Below are 17,772 nucleotides of genomic sequence, written 5' to 3'. Positions count from 1 at the left end.
TCACGCCGTTGCGCTGGAACGGCCCACCGCACGGCTCAGCGCCCGGGTCAGGTCCGCCGACAGATACGGCTTGACCAGCAGTACTCCGGACAGCATAGACTCGGGCAGCTGCTCAGCCAGCATTCCGGTGGCAAGCACGAACGGTACGCCTCGCGCCGACAATGCTGCCGCCACCGGCTCGCTGGTCTCGTTGCGGGCCAGGCGATAGTCCAGCAGGGCCACATCGGGGACCGAGTCTTCCAGCACGCGCAATGCTTCAGCCACGCTCGCCGCCAACCCGACCACGGTCGCGCCGGCATGCACCAGCTGCATCTGCAGCAAGGCCGCGCTCATCTCGTCGTTCTCGACCACCAGCACCCTCAGGTCCTGCAACACTGTCATCGGCTATGGCTCCTGGAGGCATTCAAGCCGCCGCAGTATAGCCATCGCAGAGCCGATGCCGACAGGAAACGCCTCGATCTGCCTTGCCCCTATGAAAGCCCTGCCCTCCTCGGTTACACTCACACGCTGCCTGCCGGTGTGGCGGAATGGTATACGCAGCTGACTCAAAATCAGCCGGGGGTGACCCCATGAAGGTTCGAGTCCTTTCACCGGCACCACAGCATCAAAGGCCAGGTCCATGACCTGGCCTTTTGCTTTTCAGGCGATGCAGGCCCATATAGCCGCTCCGGTGTCACTGTGCTGACGCAAAACTGCGACCGCTGACAGGGTTGTCGCTAGACGTAGTGCACACTTTCCTTGCCAGCCTCACGTACATCTGCCTATCGTGATCCCGCCGGATCCGGGGGTGGGGGACTGCATGACGTTGCGTGCTGCACTGTTTTTTCTCGTCACGCACGCGCTCGTCATTGCCTTTGTCGGCCCGCAGGACCCGGTCGGCTCCTACCTGATGCTGATCACCGCCCCGCTGCTGGCTGCACTGGCCTGCGTACGGCGTGCACGTGTCAGCCAGGCGGCCTGCCAGTGGCGACTGCTCGGCGCGGCCGTCGGCCTGTTCTCTCTCGCGCTGCTGGCCCTGCTGTACCGCAATGTGGCCGGCCTCGCCCCTGCGCAGATGACCGCCTCAACACTGATCCTGTACGTGTTCTACCGGATCCCCCTGACCTACGTCGCTGCAAGCCCGGGCGGCGGGAACCGCTACATCCGTGCGGTGGACCTCGGGATCATTGCCCTGCTTTGGCTGCTGTACTACCTGCATGCGCGGGCGATGGCGCCGCTGAACACCGCCTTGTGGACGCAGTGCCTGAACACCATGAGCGGCGTGCAGAACAGCCTGGTGTTCTGCTTCGCACTGGTCCGTTTCCTGGCCGAGGACGATCCGGACCGCCGCGATTTTTTCCGGACGCTGACGATCTACGCGCTGGGCTACCTCCTACTGGCCTTCTACATCAATACCTATCAGCCGCAGGTGCCCGACGGCAACTGGGGCGACCTGCTGATCAGTGGACTGTTCGTGCTGCTGGCCATCCTGGCGGGCAGCCATCGTCGCTGCCCGGCAGTGGAGGTATCCCGCAGCCTGCGGCGCATCGTCGATGCCGGCGTACCACTGATGCTGCCCTTGCTGCTGATGCTGGTGGCGCTTCTGGTCGCGCGCCTGCAGCCGACCCTGGCCACGGTCGGCTTCATCGGCTCCCTGCTCGGCTATGCGCTGCGCAGCGTGCTGAGCCAGGTCGAGATCCAGCGCCAGCGCGATGAACTGGAAACGCTGGCGCGGCGCGATCCGCTGACCGGACTGGGCAACCGGCGCAGCTTCGATGAGTCGCTGGATCGGGCCCACCGCCGCGCGCGCCGCCAGGGCCAGGGCCTGGCGGTACTGATGATCGACATCGACCACTTCAAACGGCTGAACGACACCTACGGCCACCCGGAAGGTGATCGGCGCCTGCGTGCCGTCGCCGGCATCCTCGATGGCTGCCTGCAACGGGGCGACGATCTGCTGGCCCGCTATGGCGGCGAAGAGTTCATCGCCGCCCTGCCCTCGCCCGATGCCACCCACGCCCTGGGCCTGGGCGAACGGCTGCGCGCTTCGGTCGAAGCCGCAGCCCTGCCCGCCCCCGTGGCCACCGTCACCATCAGCATCGGCGTGGCCTGGCAGGCACCCGGCGAAGACGGCGATCCGCGCGGCCTGGTCGAACGCGCCGACCAGGCCCTGTATCGCGCCAAGCATGCCGGTCGCAACTGCGTACGCGGCGACACCGAAACCAAGGAAGAACAGTCCGGTCGCCGCGCCTAGACCGCATGCAGCGCCGCCGCTCCGTGCCGGTGCCCGGCGCCGCCCTGCAAGCGGAAGCTGGCCACCGTCTGCAGCAGCTGCGCCGACTGCTCTTCCATGCTGCGTGCCGCCGCCGACGCCTCCTCGACCAGGGCCGCGTTCTGCTGGGTGCCCTGGTCGATCAGATCGACGGCATGGTTCATCTGCTGGATGTCGTCGCTCTGCTGCTGCGAGGCAGTGCTGATTTCGGTCATCAGGTCGCTCACCCGGCGCACGTTGGTCACGATCTCGTCCATGGTGCGACCCGCGCTCTCAACCTGCGCCGTACCGGCACCCACATTGGCAACCGACTCATCGATCAGGTGCTTGATCTCCTTCGCTGCGCTGGCCGAACGCTGCGACAGCTCGCGGATCTCGGTGGCAACCACGGCAAATCCACGGCCGTGTTCACCGGCACGCGCCGCCTCCACCGCTGCGTTCAGCGCGAGAATGTTGGTCTGGAAGGCGATGCCGTCGATCACCCCGATGATGTCGACGATGCGCCGCGACGAGGCATTGATCACCGCCATCGTTTCGACCACCTCATGCACCACACTGCCGCCGCGCGCAGCGACATCGGCGGCTCCACCGGCCAGCTGGCTCGCCTGGCGCGCGTTGGTGGCGGTGCGCTGCACGGTCTCGGCCAAGCCCTTCATCGACACCGCGGTTTCCTCGAGCGAAGCCGCCTGCTGCTCGGTGCGCTGCGAGAGGTCGCTGTTGCCCTGTGCGATTTCAGTCGCGCCGACTGCGATGGTGTCCGCGGCGAACTTGATCTGGCCGATGATCGCGGCCATCGCCTCCACCAGCGAATTTACGCCTTCGCACAGTTCGGCGATCGAGCCATTCTTGTCGGCGGTGGCCACGCGCTGGGTCAGATCGCCCTGCTTGGCCGCGGCCACCACCTCGCGGGTCTGCGCCACCGCGCGCTGCATGGCCTGGTTTTCATGCACCTGCGCGGTGATGTCGGTGGCGTACTTGACGACCTTGAACGGCTTGCCATTGAGGTCCAGGATCGGGTTGTAGGACGCCTGGATCCAGACCTCACGCCCGCCTTTGCCAAGACGCCGATACTGGCCGGCGTCATATTCGCCGCGCCCCAGTTTCTCCCAGAACTGGCGATATTCGATGCTGCTGCGATGCTCGGGCTCGACAAACAACGAATGGTGCTGCCCGCGCACTTCGTCCAGGCTGTAGCCGGTGGCGGTCAGGAAATTGTCATTGGCCGACAGGATGCGGCCATCCATGCTGAACTCGATCACCGCCTGCGACTTGGTGATCGCGGCCAGTTGCCCCGCCGAGTCGGCCGCCTGCAGCTTCTGCGCGGTGATGTCGGTCGCGAACTTGACCACCTTGTACGGCCGCCCCTGGCGGTCCAGTACCGGGTTGTACGAGGCCTGGATCCAGATCTCGCGCTGGCCCTTGCCGAAGCGGCGGTACTGTCCGGCGTCGTATTCGCCGCGCCCCAAGCGCGCCCAGAAGTCGCGGTATTCGGCGCTACGCGCCAGCTCGGGGTCGACGAACAGGGAATGATGCTTGCCCTGGATCTCCTCCAGCCGGTAGCCCATCGCCTGCAGGAAATTGTCATTGGCCTGCAGGATGGTGCCGTCGAGCGCGAACTCGATGACGGCCTGCACGCGATGCAGCGCGGCCACCTGCGCTTCCAGCTCGGTGCGGTCGGTCATCGCCTTCTCTGTGCCGGTGCGTTGCTGCGGCGCCAGTACGCCAAGCAGCGCACGCCACGGCGACCAACGGGTGTGCAGCTCGGCCGGCGCCTGCGCGCCTGCCGTGAAGCCTGGAATGAGCATTGTCTGATCCTCGGTGTCCGGTAAGCGGTTGTGACCCGACGGGCGGGATGCCCGGCGGCAACATCAGTTGCCAGGGACTACAGGTGCCAACGGCACCTCTCGAGCGACTGCCAAGAACGTCTGCTGCGGGTGCGATCGGCATCTGGGAGCGGCGGCACACTGCGCGGACCGCCCATCGGGGGCAGCCTGGGGTCCTGCGGCGGGTGACTGGAGCGGGATCCAGAGGGAGTATCGGCGATGCCGTCGGCCGCTTTAGCGGGATTCCGCGACGTCCGTCGCAACTCCGTGCATTGCAGCCGGAATGCGGTAGACGATTGCCGTGTACTTCACGCCCTGCTCACGTGCTACAGGCAGTCCGCCGAGGGACTCAGCGAGGGAACGGCTGGACCGGTTCTGCTCGGCCACCGGATAGCGGAATGCAGCACAGCGCAGGCGCCCTGAGGCGGCCGACCACACCGCCGCCACGGCTTCGCGACCATAGCCGTGCCCATGCATCATTTCTGCGATCCAGATGCCCAGTTCGGGTTCTGCGTCACGGGCTCGATGCAGGCCTGCCAGGCCAAGGAATACACCGGGGCGTGAATGGCCGGAGGTGCAGCCGCGGACTGTCGATGGTCCAGTCGTCGGACGTCATGTTCTGCATTGCCTGAGCGCTGGGTACAGCATCGCTCAGCAGAAGGATGCAGCTCAAGGCAAAAAGGTTTACATGACCAATGCGGGATTCCGCGGCAGGAGAATATGACCAGCATGAAGGTCCCGCAGGATGCTCATCGACATGGAGATCGCATGTTCCCTCGCTTTGCCAGCCTTCTCTTCCTGGCCGTGTGCAGCAGCAGCGCGCTGGCCAACGACACCGCCTACCGACCGGCCTTCCACCCGGACCAGCTGAAGGGACCGCCCGCAGGGCGCCCGAACGAAGTGCTGGTGCTGGGCAGCCCGCACCTGTCCAGCCTGCCGGAGACCTTCACGCCGGCGATGCTGGAACCTCTGCTGCAGCGTCTGGAAGCCTGGCGGCCCACCGCGATCGCAGTGGAGAACCTGTCCGGCCTGCAGTGTGACTTCATGCGCCGCAATCCGGCCCGATACGCGGACAGCGTAGCGGACTACTGCGTCGATCCGGCACCGGCGCAGGCCGCCACCGGCCTGGACGTGCCCAGCGCCAACGTGGAGATGGAACGCCTGCTTGCGGATTGGCCGAAGGCGCCAACCGCCGCCCAGCGACGCCGATTGGCCGCAGTGTTCCTGGCTGCGGGCGAGAGCAGCTCGGCAGTCGTCCAATGGCTGCGGCTGCCCAGGGAAGAGCGACGTGCCTCGGACAGCCTGACACCGGAGCTGGTGCAGTTCCTCGACACGCGCATGGCACGCCGCAACGAGGCCGGCCTGGTGGCCGGCGTCCTCGCCGCGCGCCTGGGGCTGGAGCGGCTGTGGGCGGTCGACGACCACACTGCGGATTCGCCTACACCGGAATCGCAGCAGAAGGCCTACGCTGCCGCCATACGCGGTGCCTGGGACAATTCCTTCGTCAAAGCGCGCAGGGCGGCCGATGAACGACTGGAAGCCAATCTTGCTCAACCGGATGGGTTGCTCGCGATGTATCGCGCCTACAACGCACCCGAGGCCGCGATGCTGGCCTTCAACAGCGATTTCGGCGCCACGCTCGTCGAACCCTCGCCGGAAGGCTTCGGCCGCAACTACGTGGCCTACTGGGAAACCCGCAACCTGCGCATGGTCGCCAACATGCGCGACGTGCTCGGCCAGCACCCGGGCACCCGCATGCTGACCATCGTCGGTGCCTCGCACAAGGGCTACTACGAGGCGTACCTCAACCAGATGCACGATGTGCAGCTGGTCAGTGCGGACGCAGTATTGCGTTGACGGGATGGGTGCCGGCCACCCGCCGGCACTATCCTGCAGGGCCCCATCCAGAGGTGCATGCATGCTCAAGGTCATCGCCGAAGACTTCATCCATCCCGATGCCGTGGACACCGTGCTTCCGCTGTACCGGGAACTGGTCGCGTGCACGCAGCGCGAGCCGCTCTGCCTCGGCTATGAACTGTTCGTGGACCAGAAGGATCCCGGGCACTTCGTCTTCATCGAGCAATGGCCGGACCGCGCCGCCCTGGACATCCACTGCGCCAGCGAACATTTCCAGCGGCTGGTGCCGCAGATCAATGCCTTCCAGCGCGCGCCATGCCGGTTCCTGCTGATGGATGCTGCGCCTCTGTAGTGCCGGCATCAACGCGACGGTGATCCCGGCGCCTGTGCCGCCACAGCACCAGGCTGGCCGCCACCGTGCACGCCAGGGTGAGGGCCAGCAGCGCCACCACGCTCGCCTGCAGCACCGGCAACATTGCCTGGGCGAGACGGTCCTCACGCACCTCCTCCAGCCGGAGCCCGGCCGCCAGGGCCAGGCACCAACCGACCAGGGCCGGGGCGTAGGCACGCACCGCCATCGGGTTGCAGACATTCATGGGATCACCTGTAAGAGAGGAGGTGCGCGGAGTATTTGCGCCCGCCCTCTCACAGGCTGAGATCAGCCCTCGACGACCTCGGAATCATCGCCCGGCAGCTCACTGGCCTCGCCCTGCACCTGCACGTTGTTGCGACCCATCGCCTTGGCCCGGTAACACTGGGCATCGGCCGCGGCCACCGCCTGGTCCACGCTCATCCCCCCAGCCAGCGGCGCGATGCCGATGCTGGCCCCTACCCGCAACCGGTCCTGGTCCCACGGAATCGACAGCGACGCCAGGGTATGCAGCAGCTCGCCGCCAATGCGCGCTGCACGACGCGGCGTGCAACCGGACAGGATCACCGCGAACTCATCGCCGCCCAGCCGCGCCACCACATCCGAATCGCGCACCCCGTGACGCAGAACGCTGGCCACCGCCCAGAGCACCGCATCGCCAGCCAGATGGCCCCAGGTATCGTTGATCGGCTTGAACCGATCCAGATCGATGTACATCAGTGACGCGGCCTGGCCGGTACGTTCAACACGGGTGATCGCCTGCTGCAGATGCACCTCGAAGCCACGGCGGTTGCTCAGTTCGGTCAGCGGATCGATCTCGGCCAGATGACGCGCCTCGCGCTGGCGGGCACGCTGCTGGGTATCGTCGCGCAGCACCCAGACCGCGCCTCGCACGTGGCCCTCGTCATCGCGCAACCAGGCGCGGGTCAGATCCACCGGCACCGTGGCGGCACCCAGGCGCAGCAGCAGGTCGGCATGCAGGTCGACCGCATTGCTGTCCGGATCCAGCAGTACCGACACGTCCAGCACCGAACCCGGCGCGTATTCGGTGGTCAGCGCCAGCACATCCTGCACCTTGTGTCCGGCCAGCGACAACGCGCCATCGCCGGCCAACATGCGTACTGCAGCGGCATTGGCGTAATCGATACGGCCATCGAGGCTGACGCTCAGCACCAGGTCGGCCACGGCATCCAGGGTGATGCGGCTGCGCTGTTCGCTCTCGAACAGCCGCTGCTCGCTGCTGCGCTGGGCGGTGATGTCCTGGATCTGCGACACGAAATGCAACGGCTCGCCATGCTCGTTGCGCACCAGCGAGACCGACAATCGGGCCCAGATGACCTTGCCATCGCGATCGAGATAGCGCTTTTCCAGGTGGTAGTGGCTGCGACGCCCGGCCAGCAGGTCCTGCACCAGGGCCAGGTCGGTCTGCAGGTCATCAGGATGGGTGAGACGCTGGAAATCCACCTGCAGCAGCTCTTCCCGCGGATAGCCGAGGATCCGGCACAGCGCATCGTTGACGTCCAGCCATCGCCCTTCCAGTGACACCAGCGCCATGCCCAGCGCAGCCGAGGTGAACGCACCGGCGAACTTCTCCGCGGACAAGCGCGCTTCGGCCCTCGCCTGCAGGATCTCGGTGATGTCGATGGCCATCCCGACATAGCCGATGCGTACACCGTCGGCACCGTCCATGCGGCTGATCGAGAGGCGTACCTGGCGTGGCTGGCCGTCCTTGCGCAGCAGCGTCCATTGCCGCGAATAGGTCTGGCCATCGGCACGCGCACTGAGTGCCTCGAACACATCTGGCAGTTGGCCATCGGCATCGGCCAGCGGTCGCAGCCAGGCATTCAGTTCCTGCGGATCGTGGAAGGCATCCAGCCGGCGCTGGCCGACCACATCCGCCGCGCTGTAGCCCAGCAGGCGTTGCGCGCCCGTGTTGAACAGGGTGATGGAGCCATCGATATCGGTGGCGATCACCGCCACCTCGTCGGAGGCATCGACCACGGCCTGCAGGCGTTGCCGTGTTTCGGCCGCATCCTGTCGGGCCTGCTGCAGCTCGGTCACGTCGGCATGCGCGCCGGCCATCCACAATGGTTTGCCCTGCGCGTCCCATTCGAAGACGCGGCCACGGTCCTGGATCCATATCCACTGGCCATTCTTGTGGCGCATCCGCAGCAGGCACGCATAGTTGTCGGTGCGCCCCTCGAAATGCTCGTCCAGTGCCGCGTCCGACAGCGCTATGTCATCGGGATGGACCAGCTTCAGGAAGGTCTTCTGGCAGACCGGCTCCAGCTCTTCCAGGCGGTAACCGACAATCTCGGCCCAGCGCGCGTTGACCCGCATCTCGCCGTTCTGCACGTTCCATTCCCAGGTGCCCGCGGCGGTGCCATCGATGATCATCGCCAGCCGCCGGCGCTCTTCGGCCAGCGCCTGCAGGCGGCGCTCCAGCAACCCGTTGCCGTTGGTGCCCTGGCCCGCCATCACCGCTGCCCCCGGCCCGCGCAGGCAGGCAGCGGCCGCAGCGCGACGCTGCAGACCTCAACGAAGACGACGGGTCCTGCTGGCGTCATGGCCCTCCCCAGCGACAGCGGGGTGGCCGGACGCCTCCCCTCAAGCGCAAGTGTGCGCAATCACGGGGAAAATCGACAAGTCCCCCGCCACGAATCAAGCGTGACGGGGAACACGGTCCTCAACTACGCTTGGCGCGGGCGAAGGCCTCGGCCAGGGCGTTGTTGGCCGGGGGCGCGGACGCGGCGGGACGGCCACCATTGCCCTGGCCCCGGTTCGGCCCGCGGTTCTGGCCGCCTGCATCCCGGCGCGGACCCTGCCCATGGCCGCGCTCATCACGCTGGCCCGGGCGGCTGGTGGCCTGCCCGGGGGTATCGTCCAGGCGCCGGGTCAGGGCAATGCGCTTGCGCGCCACGTCCACCTCCAGCACCTTCACCTTGACGATATCGCCAGCCTTGACCACGTCACGCGGGTCCTTCACGAAGGTGTCGGACAGCGCCGAAATGTGGATCAGGCCGTCCTGGTGCACGCCGATATCGACGAAGGCACCGAAGGCCGCCACGTTGCTCACCACGCCTTCCAGCACCATGCCCTCGCGCAGGTCCTTGATGTCCTCCACGCCTTCGGCGAAGCGCGCAGCCTTGAACTCCGGACGCGGGTCGCGGCCCGGCTTCTCCAGTTCCCTCAGGATGTCGCGCACGGTCGGCAAGCCGAAGGTGTCATCGGTGAACTGCTCGGCCTTCAGGCCACGCAGGAAGCTGCCATCACCGATCAGCGCCTTGATCGGGCGTGCGGTGCTGGCCACGATGCGCTCGACCACCGGATAGGCTTCGGGGTGCACCGCCGACGCATCCAGCGGCTGGTCGCCGTCGGCGATGCGCAGGAAGCCGGCGCACTGTTCGAAGGTCTTCTCGCCCAGGCGCGCGACCTTCAGCAGATCCTTGCGGCGCTTGAACGGGCCGTTCTCGTCACGATGGCGCACGATGTTCTCGGCCACCGTGGCCGACAGGCCGGACACCCGCGACAGCAGCGCGGCCGATGCGGTGTTCACATACACGCCCACAGCGTTCACGCAGTCCTCCACGCGCGCATCCAGCGCCCGTGCCAGCCGGTACTGGTCCACATCGTGCTGGTACTGGCCGACACCGATCGCCTTGGGTTCGATCTTGACCAGTTCGGCCAGCGGGTCCTGCAGGCGACGCGCGATCGACACCGCGCCACGCAGCGACACGTCCAGCCCCGGGAACTCCTTGGCCGCGAACTCGGAGGCCGAGTACACCGAGGCGCCCGCCTCGCTGACCACGACCTTCTGCAGCTTCGGGTTGGCGGCAGCCTTGATCGCTTCGCCGGCCAGCTTGTCGGTTTCGCGGCTGGCGGTGCCGTTGCCGATCGCGATCAGTTCAACGTTGTGCTTGGCGCACAGTTGCTTGATCGTCTGCACCGACTGGTCCCACTGGCGACGTGGCTCATGCGGGTAGATGGTGTCGGTGGCCACCAGCTTGCCTGTGGCATCGACCACGGCGATCTTGCAGCCGGTGCGGATGCCCGGGTCCAGCCCAAGCACGGTCTTCGGGCCCGCCGGTGCGGCCAGCAGCAGATCCTTCAGGTTGTCGCCGAACACCGCGATGGCCTCAGCCTCGGCCTTCTCGCGGGCCTGGTTGAACAGGTCCAGCAGCAGATGGGTGTGCAGCTTGGCGCGCCAGGTCAGGCGGCAGGCGTCCAGCAGCCAGCGATCGGCGGCGCGGCCCCGGTCGGCGATGCCGGCCCTGCGCGCCACGCGGCCTTCGGCGTACTGGTGGCCGGCCTCGGCATCGCTGCCCGGGTCCAGTTCCAGGAACAGGATCTCTTCGCGGCGCGCGCGGAACAGCGCCAGCAACCGGTGCGAGGGAATCTTCGCCAGAGATTCGGCATGTTCGAAATAGTCGCGGTACTTGGCGCCTTCGGTTTCCTTGCCCTCGGCCACGCGGGCACGGATCACGCCGTTCTCTCCCAGCCAGGTGCGCAGCTCGCCGACCAGCGCAGCGTCCTCGCCCCAGCGCTCCATCAGGATCGCGCGCGCACCTTCCAGCGCGGCCTTGGTGTCGGCCACGCCCTTGTCGGTATTGACGAAGGCGGCCGCGAAGGCCAGCGGGTCCTGCGTGGGGTCGGCCAGCAGGCCATCGGCCAGCGGCTCCAGACCGGCCTCGCGGGCGATCTGGGCGCGGGTACGGCGCTTGGGCTTGTACGGCAGGTACAGGTCTTCCAGCCGGCTCTTGGTGTCGGCGGCCAGGATATCGTTGCGCAGCTCGTCGCTGAGCTTGCCCTGCTCGCCGATGCTGGCCAGCACCGCCGCACGGCGCTCCTCCAGCTCGCGCAGGTAGGTCAGCCGGGTTTCCAGGTTGCGCAGCTGGGTGTCGTCCAGGCCCCCGGTCACTTCCTTGCGGTAGCGCGCGATGAACGGAACGCTGGCGCCCTCGTCGAGCAGGCCGACGGCGGCGCGCACCTGGGCGGACTGGGCACCGATCTCGTCGGCGATGGTCTGGGCGATCTGCTGGGCGAGCGCGCTCTGGGCGTTCTTGGCGTCGTGCATTGCTTCAGGTCTGTGCCGCGGTACGGGGAAGATCCCATTCTGGCAATCCACGACGGAGCCGGACAAGGCATTGACAGGGGGCGAGGTTCAGCGGCGGGGCCGGAGTGGACGCCGGCATCCTGGCGGAGAGAGGGCTCGGACTGGCCCTGGGCTGGGATGCCGGCGCGGGCGCGCGATGGTGGGCGCGCCCTGCCGCGTGTTGCGAAGGTCAGCGGTAGTGGCGGGCGGCGCGCTGCATGACGATCTCGTCACGCATGCCTTCCAGGGCCATCAGGCGGACCTTGCCGACACCCTGCAGCTCCATGAACCGCTCCGTGTAGAACTCCGGCCCCAGCGCGGTGTCGGCGCGGGATTTGCTGAAGCCGTAGGGCACCACGCCCTTCTCGCCATCCTTGCTACCACCGACATAAAGAACGATTGCCATGTGATGTATTCCTCCAAATTGCTACTGCGTACTGCACTCGATGAGCGATGCTGCGAGCTCATCAAGGAAGAGCTTACCGCGTCGAACCTGACTGGAACGTCACGAAGGCTAATGACGATCGGTTGCATGCAGATGACTGCGGGATCGCAGCAGAATGCTTACGGATCTTTAACTTCCGGCTAACGAATCCGTGGCGGATTCCCGCCAACGGCGCAGCCCCTCGTGGGTGGTCGTGTAACGCGTTTCATGCGATTGGGCCGGGCGGGGTGGGTGCGCGGGACACGCCGTGGACCCGTCCCTGGGGGCTCGATGGCGCCATCCATGGCGCCAACGGTCCCGCGCACCCACCCCGCCCGGCCCCTGACAGTTTTTCGGGCACGTTCACCCACGGAAAAGAAAAAAGAAGATCAAAAGCAAAAACAGCTTGGCCGGCTGATTTGTTGCTTCCTGTAGAGCCAAGCCAAGCCATGCCCCGCTCGCGAGCAAGCGCAGCGCGCGACCCGCTTCTGCTGTTCTATTTCTTCTCCGTGGCTGGACGCGCACGGAAACTGTCAGGGGCCGGGCGGGGTGGGTGCGCGGGACCGTTGGCGCCATGGATGGCGCCATCGAGCCCCCAGGGACGGGTTTACGGCGTGTCCCGCGAACCCACCCCGCCCGGCCCAATCGCATGAAACGCATTCCGCGACCACCCACGAGGGGCTGCGCCGTTGGCTGGAAACTACGGCCACCAGCCACGCCCGAACCGGGCGAAATGATCGGCCGCCCGTTCGAACGGATTGCGCGCACTCACCCCGCCGCACAGCAGGTACACCGGCAGGTACAGCGGGCCCAGCACCATGTACTGGTACACGTGCGCCCGTTCGTGATCATCCAGCCGGATCAGCGGCTCCACGCCCCACCCTGCCTGATGCGCATAGGTGCGGCAGGAAATGCCCAGGTCATGGCCGGTGTGCAGGATCACGTTCCCCAGGGTGATCGCCCCGCCTGGCCCCCACGGCCAGTGGTCGAACACCAGCGCGCAGTCACGGCCGCTCCAGCGCAATGTCGCGCCGCCGAGCATGCCGGCCAGGCCGCCGATCACGCCGAGCAGGGAATTGGGTGACGTCCACACCGCGCCCAGCACCTGCAGCGCGCGCAGCCAGATCGGCCAGGGCGTTGCTCCAGTCTTCAATCGGCCTCGTTGGGGATCAGGAGCCACAGGATCAGGTAGACCAGGATGCCAGGGAAGGCGGCGGAGGCCAGCGAAACCAGCACGTAGATCACCCGCAGCAGGGTCGCATTCCAGCCGAAGCGATGGGCAATGCCGCCCATCACGCCGGCAATCATGCGGTCGTTCAATGAACGCGACAGCGTTTTGGGCGTGGTGTTCATGGCGGCAGCTCCGGGAAACGGACAAGGCAGTCGAACATGGCTCGACTCTACACCGCCCCCATGTCTACGGCGTGCGGTGGCGCAGGGCCTGCAGGCGTGCGCCGAACCAGGCGGCTGCGGTCTGTTCAGGCTGCCCCGGACACTGGATGCGGTAGGGTTTGCCACTCATGCTGCTCTGGCTGGCAGCGCGCTCGATGAACTGCTCGGCGCTGTCCACCATGCCCTTTTTCAGCAGGTAATCGTACTTGCGCTGCAGGTGCGCGCGCGCGTCGCTGCCGTCGTACCAGCTGCCATTGCGCTGGAAACGGCACTGGGAGCCGTCCAGGCTGGCGATCAGCTGGGCGATCTCCCGGCGTGCATCCGTACTGGGTGCGGCGTGGGCAAGTGGTGCTGTCAGCAGTGCCGCAAGAATCAACAAAATCCGGTACATCATCACCCCCAAGTCAGTCGAGCATGGCTCGACTCTACAGATCGCGCGCCTTCAACCAGCCATCGATCGTGGCCGGTACTTCGCGCTGCGCGCGGCCGGAAACGTAGATACCAATATGCCCACCACGGAAACTGGACTCGGTGTAGTCGTCCGTACCCAGCCGCCCGCGCATCGCGCGCGAGGCATCCGGTGGCACCAGATGGTCCTGCTCGGCATAGATGTTCAGCACCGGCAGCGTCACCTGCGACAGATCCACCGCTTCCTCGCCGATCCGCACCGTGCCGTTCACCAGCCCATTGCCCTGGTAGAACTGCTTGATGAAATCGCGAAACGCCTCGCCCGCCAGGTCCGGTGAATCGAAGATCCACTTCTCCATGCGCAGGAAATCCTCCAGCGCGGCCTTGTCATCGAGGATGTCGAGCAGGCCGACGTACTTCTGCACGTTCAGGCGGAATGGCTTGAGCATCAGGTAACTGGCATTCATCAGGTCGGCCGGGATGTTGCCCAGCGTGTCGACCAGCAGGTCCACGTCCACCTGCCGCGCCCAATGCGAGAGCATGTTGTCAGCCGTCTGGAAGTCGACCGGGGTGACCATGGTGATCAGCTTGCCCAGCTTCTGCCGGCGCAGCGCGGCGTAGCAGAGTGCGAACACGCCGCCCTGGCAGATACCCAGCAGGTCCACCGGGCCACCACTGCGCGCACGCAGCGCATCGACCGCGCCGTCGATGTAGCGCAGCAGGTAGTCCTCCAAGGTCTGGAAGCGTTCGGACCGGTCCGGGTAGCCCCAGTCCAGCACGTACACGTCCTGGCCCAGCGCCAGCAGCTTCTGCACCAGCGAACGGTCGGCCTGCAGGTCGACCATGTACGGCCGGTTCACCAGCGCATAGACGATCAGCAGCGGCGTGCGCCGGGTCGGTGCCTGTTCGCCGACGAAGCGGTACAGCACTACCTTGCCGTCACGCCAGACTTCCTCGCGCGCGGTCACGCCATAGTCCACGTCTTCCACCTGCGGCAGCAGCTTCAGCCCTTCCATCAGCTTGCGCTGCATGGCCAGGGTTTCCTGCATCAGGTCATCGGCGTTGAAGCCCAGCGGTCCTTTCATCGGTCACGCGCCCGAGTGGAAGCGCGAGACGCAGCCTTCTTCGCAGACACCTTCTTTGCAGGCGCCTTCTTCGCCGGCGCCGCCTTCTTCGCGGCTTTGCGCGCGGCCGGCTTCACCTTCGCCGGTGCCGGCTGCGACACCGGATCGACCGCGGCAGTCCCCGCCAGCACCGCCACCTGTGCCTGCAGGCGGCGAAGGCTGCGCTCCAGTTCGGCAATACGGCGATGCGCGGCGTCCATCTCGCTGCGGGTCGGCAGGCCGATACGCTCACTCATCTGTTCCACCTCGCGCTGCAGGCCGGCGCGCAGGCGCATCTGCGCGTTGCCCAGCGAGGCGTACACCTGCTGGAACGGTTCGGACATGGCGACCTTGGCGTAGGCCTCCTCGGCCACTTCGATCCACAGGTCGAACATCGCGCGGGCGCTGGTCAACTGGCTGCCGGGCTGTTCGTGCTCGGCCAGACGCTGCTCGAACAACGCGAAGGCCTCGTCCAACGCCTGCCTGATCTGATCAACGTAGGCGCGCGAATGCTGCTGGTACTCCTCCTGCGCCCGCAGCAGCGCCTGCCAGCGCGCCTGGTGCTCGCGGCCGGGGCCGAACGCCGGGCTCTGCAGCCACGGGCCCGCCTGCAGCTGGAACTGCTGCAGCCATGCGGCGAAGTCGGGCACGGTGGCGCCGGCGTGGGTGCTGCCACGGGCGCCCTGCAGCATCCACTGCAGCATGCCATCGCCCTGCCCCTGCACCGCCTCGCGCCAGGCCTGGGCCACCTCGGCGCTGCTGGCATCGCGGCCGGCGAAGCGCGCGGCCACTTCCTGCATGGTGCCGTACCAGCTGCGGGCCTGTTCGCGGAAACGGCGCACGGCATCTTCCGGCGCGCCCTGCCCCTGTTCGGGCAACAGCTGGCTCCACCAGTCGAACAGCCGTTGCCAGCTGCCGGGGTCGCCGCCGGCCGGTGCACCGGGCGTGCTCGCGTGGCGCAGCGCATCGCCCCAGGCACCGAAGTACTGCCGCGCCAGCGTTTCGAAATCGCTGCTGCCGGCGTCGTGGGCCGAGCTGGTCATCGCAGGCCTCCGCAGGGCTGGCTCATGGCTTGGGGATACGCAGGGTCTTGCTGATCATCAGCGACCCGGACAAGGCGAACAACAGCACCATCGGGTGCAGCTGCCACGGGCCGATCTGCCACTGGCCGAACCAGAGGTCCTGGCCGATGGCATCGGTACCGGCGGCAATCGCCAGTACGATCACCAGCACCAGGCTGGTCGGGATCGGGGTGCCCTCGAAATACGTGACCTTGCCCTCGTCGCCGGCCAGCGCCTCGGCGGTGACGTTGTAGCGTGCCAGGCGGCTGACACCGCAACAGACGAAGTAGCTCAGCACCAGCCAGTCCCAGCCGCCCTGCATGCCGCAGGCATAGGCCAGCGCCGCCGGCGCCACGCCGAAGGAGATCACGTCGGACAGCGAGTCCAGCTCGCGGCCCAGGGTGGAACTGGACTTGCGCCAGCGCGCGATGCGCCCGTCGAGCGCGTCGAAGATGAAGGCCAGCGGGATCAGCGCCATGCCGAACAGCAGGTAGCCACGCTCGCCGTCCTGCAGGAAGCGCATCGCGGCAAAGACCGCACCGGTGCCGCAGAAAGCATTGGCCAGGGTGAACCAGTCGGCCAGCTGGAATTCGCGCAGCATCGAGAAGTGACGTTTCATGGGGTCTCACGGAGCATCAAGGCCCACAGGTTACCGCGAGCGCCGCCGCTGGCGACAGCATTGGCAGGACCCGCCTTCACCGCTCCCTCACCCGCCCTCACCGGCGGTGAATTTTTCGCCACCCATCTTGACAGCCTAGGGGGGTGGCGCCTGTCGCGGCTTATCCACAAAGTTGCCCACGCGTAATCCACACCCCCTGTGGACAACCAGATCTCACCGACTGCGACGCTGGACATTTCCTCATCACCCGGAAGCGGGGTTTCCCTACTTCCCAAGCCACAAGGTCGGCGCTATGGTCACCGGCGGACCCGCCGCCGCCACGTCCGAAACTCTGCAACGGACGATGATGATGCTGGATGCTCCCACCCTGGCCGCGCAGCTGCGGCAGCCCCACGGCGAGGCCGCGCTGGCGGTGGCCGACTCGATGAACCGCAGCAACGGCGCACTCAACCTGGCCGCAATCGGGCTGCTGGCCGTCGGTGCCGGCGAACGGGTCCTGGAGGTCGGCCCGGGCAATGCCGCCTTCGCGCCACTGATGCTGCAGGCCACCGACAGCCACTATCTGGGCATCGAGCTGTCCACGGCCATGGTCGAGGCCGGCAACCAGCGGCTGGCCGACGCCGGGGTGGCCGAACGTGCGGCGATGCGACACGGCGACGCCCATGCACTGCCGGTCGCCGATGCCGCGATGGATGCCGCGCTGGCGGTCAACACCCTGTACTTCTGGCCGAACCTGGCCCCGGTGCTGGACGAACTGGCGCGGGTGCTACGCCGGGGCGGCCGCCTGTGCCTGGCCTTCGGCGATGCCAGCTTCATGCGCAGCCTGCCATTCGCCGCCGACTTCCAGCTGCATGAGCTGGACGCGGTGGAGCTGGCCCTGCGGGTATCGGGCTTCCGCGTCTCGGCCTGGCGCAGCCACCGCGAATCCGCGACCGGCAATGATGGCCAGACCCGAGAAAGGCACTTCCACCTGCTGCTGGCACAGCGGCACTGAAGTGGTAGAGCCGGCCGCTGGCCGGCTGCCCCGGCCATTGCGGATTGCCGGCCAGCGGCCGGCACTACCCAACCTGCACCCGCCGCCAGCGAACAAAACAGAACACCTGCATCCGCGGCGGATGCGATCCGTCCGAGTGGTAGAGCCGGCCGCTGGCCGGCTGCTCCGTCCATTGCGGATTGCCGGCCAGCGGCCGGCACTACCCAACCTGCACCTGCCGCCAGCGAGCAAAACAGAACACCTGCATCCGCGGCGGATGCGATCCGTCCGAGTGGTAGAGCCGGCCGCCAACGCGCGAAACAGAACACCTGCATCCGCGCCGGATGCGATCCGTCCGAGTGGTAGAGCCGGCCGCTGGCCGGCTGCTCCGTCCATTGC

The 17,772-nt window shown here is 67.0% G+C and carries 17 protein-coding genes and 1 tRNA gene; 5 read left to right on the top strand and 13 right to left on the bottom strand.

Annotation, left to right across the window (positions count from 1 at the left end):
• The gene (locus JLDANKMP_RS09400) at nucleotides 1–381 is read right to left on the bottom strand and encodes a response regulator (RefSeq protein WP_005410076.1); all 381 of its coding nucleotides are present in this window, start codon (nucleotides 379–381) and stop codon (nucleotides 1–3) included.
• Nucleotides 382–513: 132 nt separating this feature from the next.
• Between JLDANKMP_RS09400 and JLDANKMP_RS09395 the strand changes: the two genes are divergently transcribed.
• Both JLDANKMP_RS09395 and JLDANKMP_RS09390 read left to right on the top strand, forming a co-directional pair.
• Nucleotides 514–599, top strand: a tRNA-Leu gene (locus JLDANKMP_RS09395).
• Nucleotides 600–799: 200 nt separating this feature from the next.
• Nucleotides 800–2,233: a GGDEF domain-containing protein gene (locus JLDANKMP_RS09390; protein WP_212560951.1), complete on the top strand. Its 1,434-nt coding sequence runs from the start codon at nucleotides 800–802 to the stop codon at nucleotides 2,231–2,233.
• On the opposite strand, the gene JLDANKMP_RS09385 is transcribed toward JLDANKMP_RS09390, so the two are convergent.
• Both JLDANKMP_RS09385 and JLDANKMP_RS09380 read right to left on the bottom strand, forming a co-directional pair.
• Complete coding sequence (locus tag JLDANKMP_RS09385; RefSeq protein WP_212560950.1) at nucleotides 2,230–4,056, bottom strand: methyl-accepting chemotaxis protein; 1,827 nt, start codon at nucleotides 4,054–4,056, stop codon at nucleotides 2,230–2,232. The genes JLDANKMP_RS09390 and JLDANKMP_RS09385 overlap by 4 nt on opposite strands.
• A gap of 252 nt (nucleotides 4,057–4,308) precedes the next feature.
• Nucleotides 4,309–4,569 carry a GNAT family N-acetyltransferase gene (locus tag JLDANKMP_RS09380; protein ID WP_322888701.1) on the bottom strand — a complete coding sequence of 87 codons (261 nt, stop codon included), beginning with the start codon at nucleotides 4,567–4,569 and terminating at the stop codon, nucleotides 4,309–4,311.
• Nucleotides 4,570–4,842: 273 nt separating this feature from the next.
• Between JLDANKMP_RS09380 and JLDANKMP_RS09375 the strand changes: the two genes are divergently transcribed.
• Both JLDANKMP_RS09375 and JLDANKMP_RS09370 read left to right on the top strand, forming a co-directional pair.
• Nucleotides 4,843–5,931, top strand: coding sequence for a DUF5694 domain-containing protein (locus tag JLDANKMP_RS09375; protein WP_212560949.1), 1,089 nt, complete (start codon nucleotides 4,843–4,845; stop codon nucleotides 5,929–5,931).
• Between the two features lie 61 nt (nucleotides 5,932–5,992).
• Nucleotides 5,993–6,283, top strand: a complete 291-nt coding sequence (locus tag JLDANKMP_RS09370; protein WP_005410081.1) for a putative quinol monooxygenase — start codon at nucleotides 5,993–5,995, stop codon at nucleotides 6,281–6,283.
• Here JLDANKMP_RS09370 and JLDANKMP_RS09365 read toward each other — a convergent pair.
• The 10 genes from JLDANKMP_RS09365 to JLDANKMP_RS09320 form a co-directional block, all read right to left on the bottom strand.
• Nucleotides 6,225–6,527: a hypothetical protein gene (locus tag JLDANKMP_RS09365; RefSeq protein WP_212560948.1), complete on the bottom strand. Its 303-nt coding sequence runs from the start codon at nucleotides 6,525–6,527 to the stop codon at nucleotides 6,225–6,227. The genes JLDANKMP_RS09370 and JLDANKMP_RS09365 overlap by 59 nt on opposite strands.
• A gap of 62 nt (nucleotides 6,528–6,589) precedes the next feature.
• Nucleotides 6,590–8,779, bottom strand: coding sequence for a PAS domain S-box protein (locus JLDANKMP_RS09360; protein ID WP_212560947.1), 2,190 nt, complete (start codon nucleotides 8,777–8,779; stop codon nucleotides 6,590–6,592).
• A gap of 208 nt (nucleotides 8,780–8,987) precedes the next feature.
• The gene (locus JLDANKMP_RS09355) at nucleotides 8,988–11,375 is read right to left on the bottom strand and encodes a Tex family protein (protein WP_212560946.1); all 2,388 of its coding nucleotides are present in this window, start codon (nucleotides 11,373–11,375) and stop codon (nucleotides 8,988–8,990) included.
• A gap of 208 nt (nucleotides 11,376–11,583) precedes the next feature.
• Nucleotides 11,584–11,799: a hypothetical protein gene (locus JLDANKMP_RS09350; RefSeq protein ID WP_005410085.1), complete on the bottom strand. Its 216-nt coding sequence runs from the start codon at nucleotides 11,797–11,799 to the stop codon at nucleotides 11,584–11,586.
• Between the two features lie 718 nt (nucleotides 11,800–12,517).
• Nucleotides 12,518–12,970: a hypothetical protein gene (locus tag JLDANKMP_RS09345; protein ID WP_033833143.1), complete on the bottom strand. Its 453-nt coding sequence runs from the start codon at nucleotides 12,968–12,970 to the stop codon at nucleotides 12,518–12,520.
• The gene (locus JLDANKMP_RS09340) at nucleotides 12,967–13,170 is read right to left on the bottom strand and encodes a PspC domain-containing protein (protein WP_005410087.1); all 204 of its coding nucleotides are present in this window, start codon (nucleotides 13,168–13,170) and stop codon (nucleotides 12,967–12,969) included. Before JLDANKMP_RS09340 ends, JLDANKMP_RS09345 begins: the two co-directional genes overlap by 4 nt.
• A gap of 64 nt (nucleotides 13,171–13,234) precedes the next feature.
• Entirely contained in the window at nucleotides 13,235–13,603 is a 369-nt protein-coding gene (locus JLDANKMP_RS09335; RefSeq protein ID WP_005413813.1) for a YfeK family protein, read from the bottom strand.
• A 31-nt stretch (nucleotides 13,604–13,634) separates the two neighbouring features.
• On the bottom strand, nucleotides 13,635–14,702 hold the full coding sequence (phaC, locus tag JLDANKMP_RS09330) for a class III poly(R)-hydroxyalkanoic acid synthase subunit PhaC (RefSeq protein WP_005410089.1): 1,068 nt from the start codon (nucleotides 14,700–14,702) through the stop codon (nucleotides 13,635–13,637).
• Entirely contained in the window at nucleotides 14,699–15,763 is a 1,065-nt protein-coding gene (gene phaE / locus JLDANKMP_RS09325) for a class III poly(R)-hydroxyalkanoic acid synthase subunit PhaE (RefSeq protein WP_212560945.1), read from the bottom strand. The genes phaC and phaE overlap by 4 nt, the downstream gene beginning before the upstream one ends.
• A 22-nt stretch (nucleotides 15,764–15,785) precedes the next feature.
• Entirely contained in the window at nucleotides 15,786–16,400 is a 615-nt protein-coding gene (locus JLDANKMP_RS09320; RefSeq protein WP_005410091.1) for a phosphatidylcholine/phosphatidylserine synthase, read from the bottom strand.
• A gap of 343 nt (nucleotides 16,401–16,743) precedes the next feature.
• Between JLDANKMP_RS09320 and JLDANKMP_RS09315 the strand changes: the two genes are divergently transcribed.
• Nucleotides 16,744–17,394 carry a class I SAM-dependent methyltransferase gene (locus JLDANKMP_RS09315; protein ID WP_212560944.1) on the top strand — a complete coding sequence of 217 codons (651 nt, stop codon included), beginning with the start codon at nucleotides 16,744–16,746 and terminating at the stop codon, nucleotides 17,392–17,394.
• Nucleotides 17,395–17,772 lie beyond the last annotated feature (378 nt).

The sequence above is a fragment of the Stenotrophomonas sp. PE591 genome, from assembly GCF_018320795.1.
GTDB classification, from domain to species: domain Bacteria; phylum Pseudomonadota; class Gammaproteobacteria; order Xanthomonadales; family Xanthomonadaceae; genus Stenotrophomonas; species Stenotrophomonas maltophilia.
This window is presented reverse-complemented; position numbering and strand designations above follow the sequence as displayed.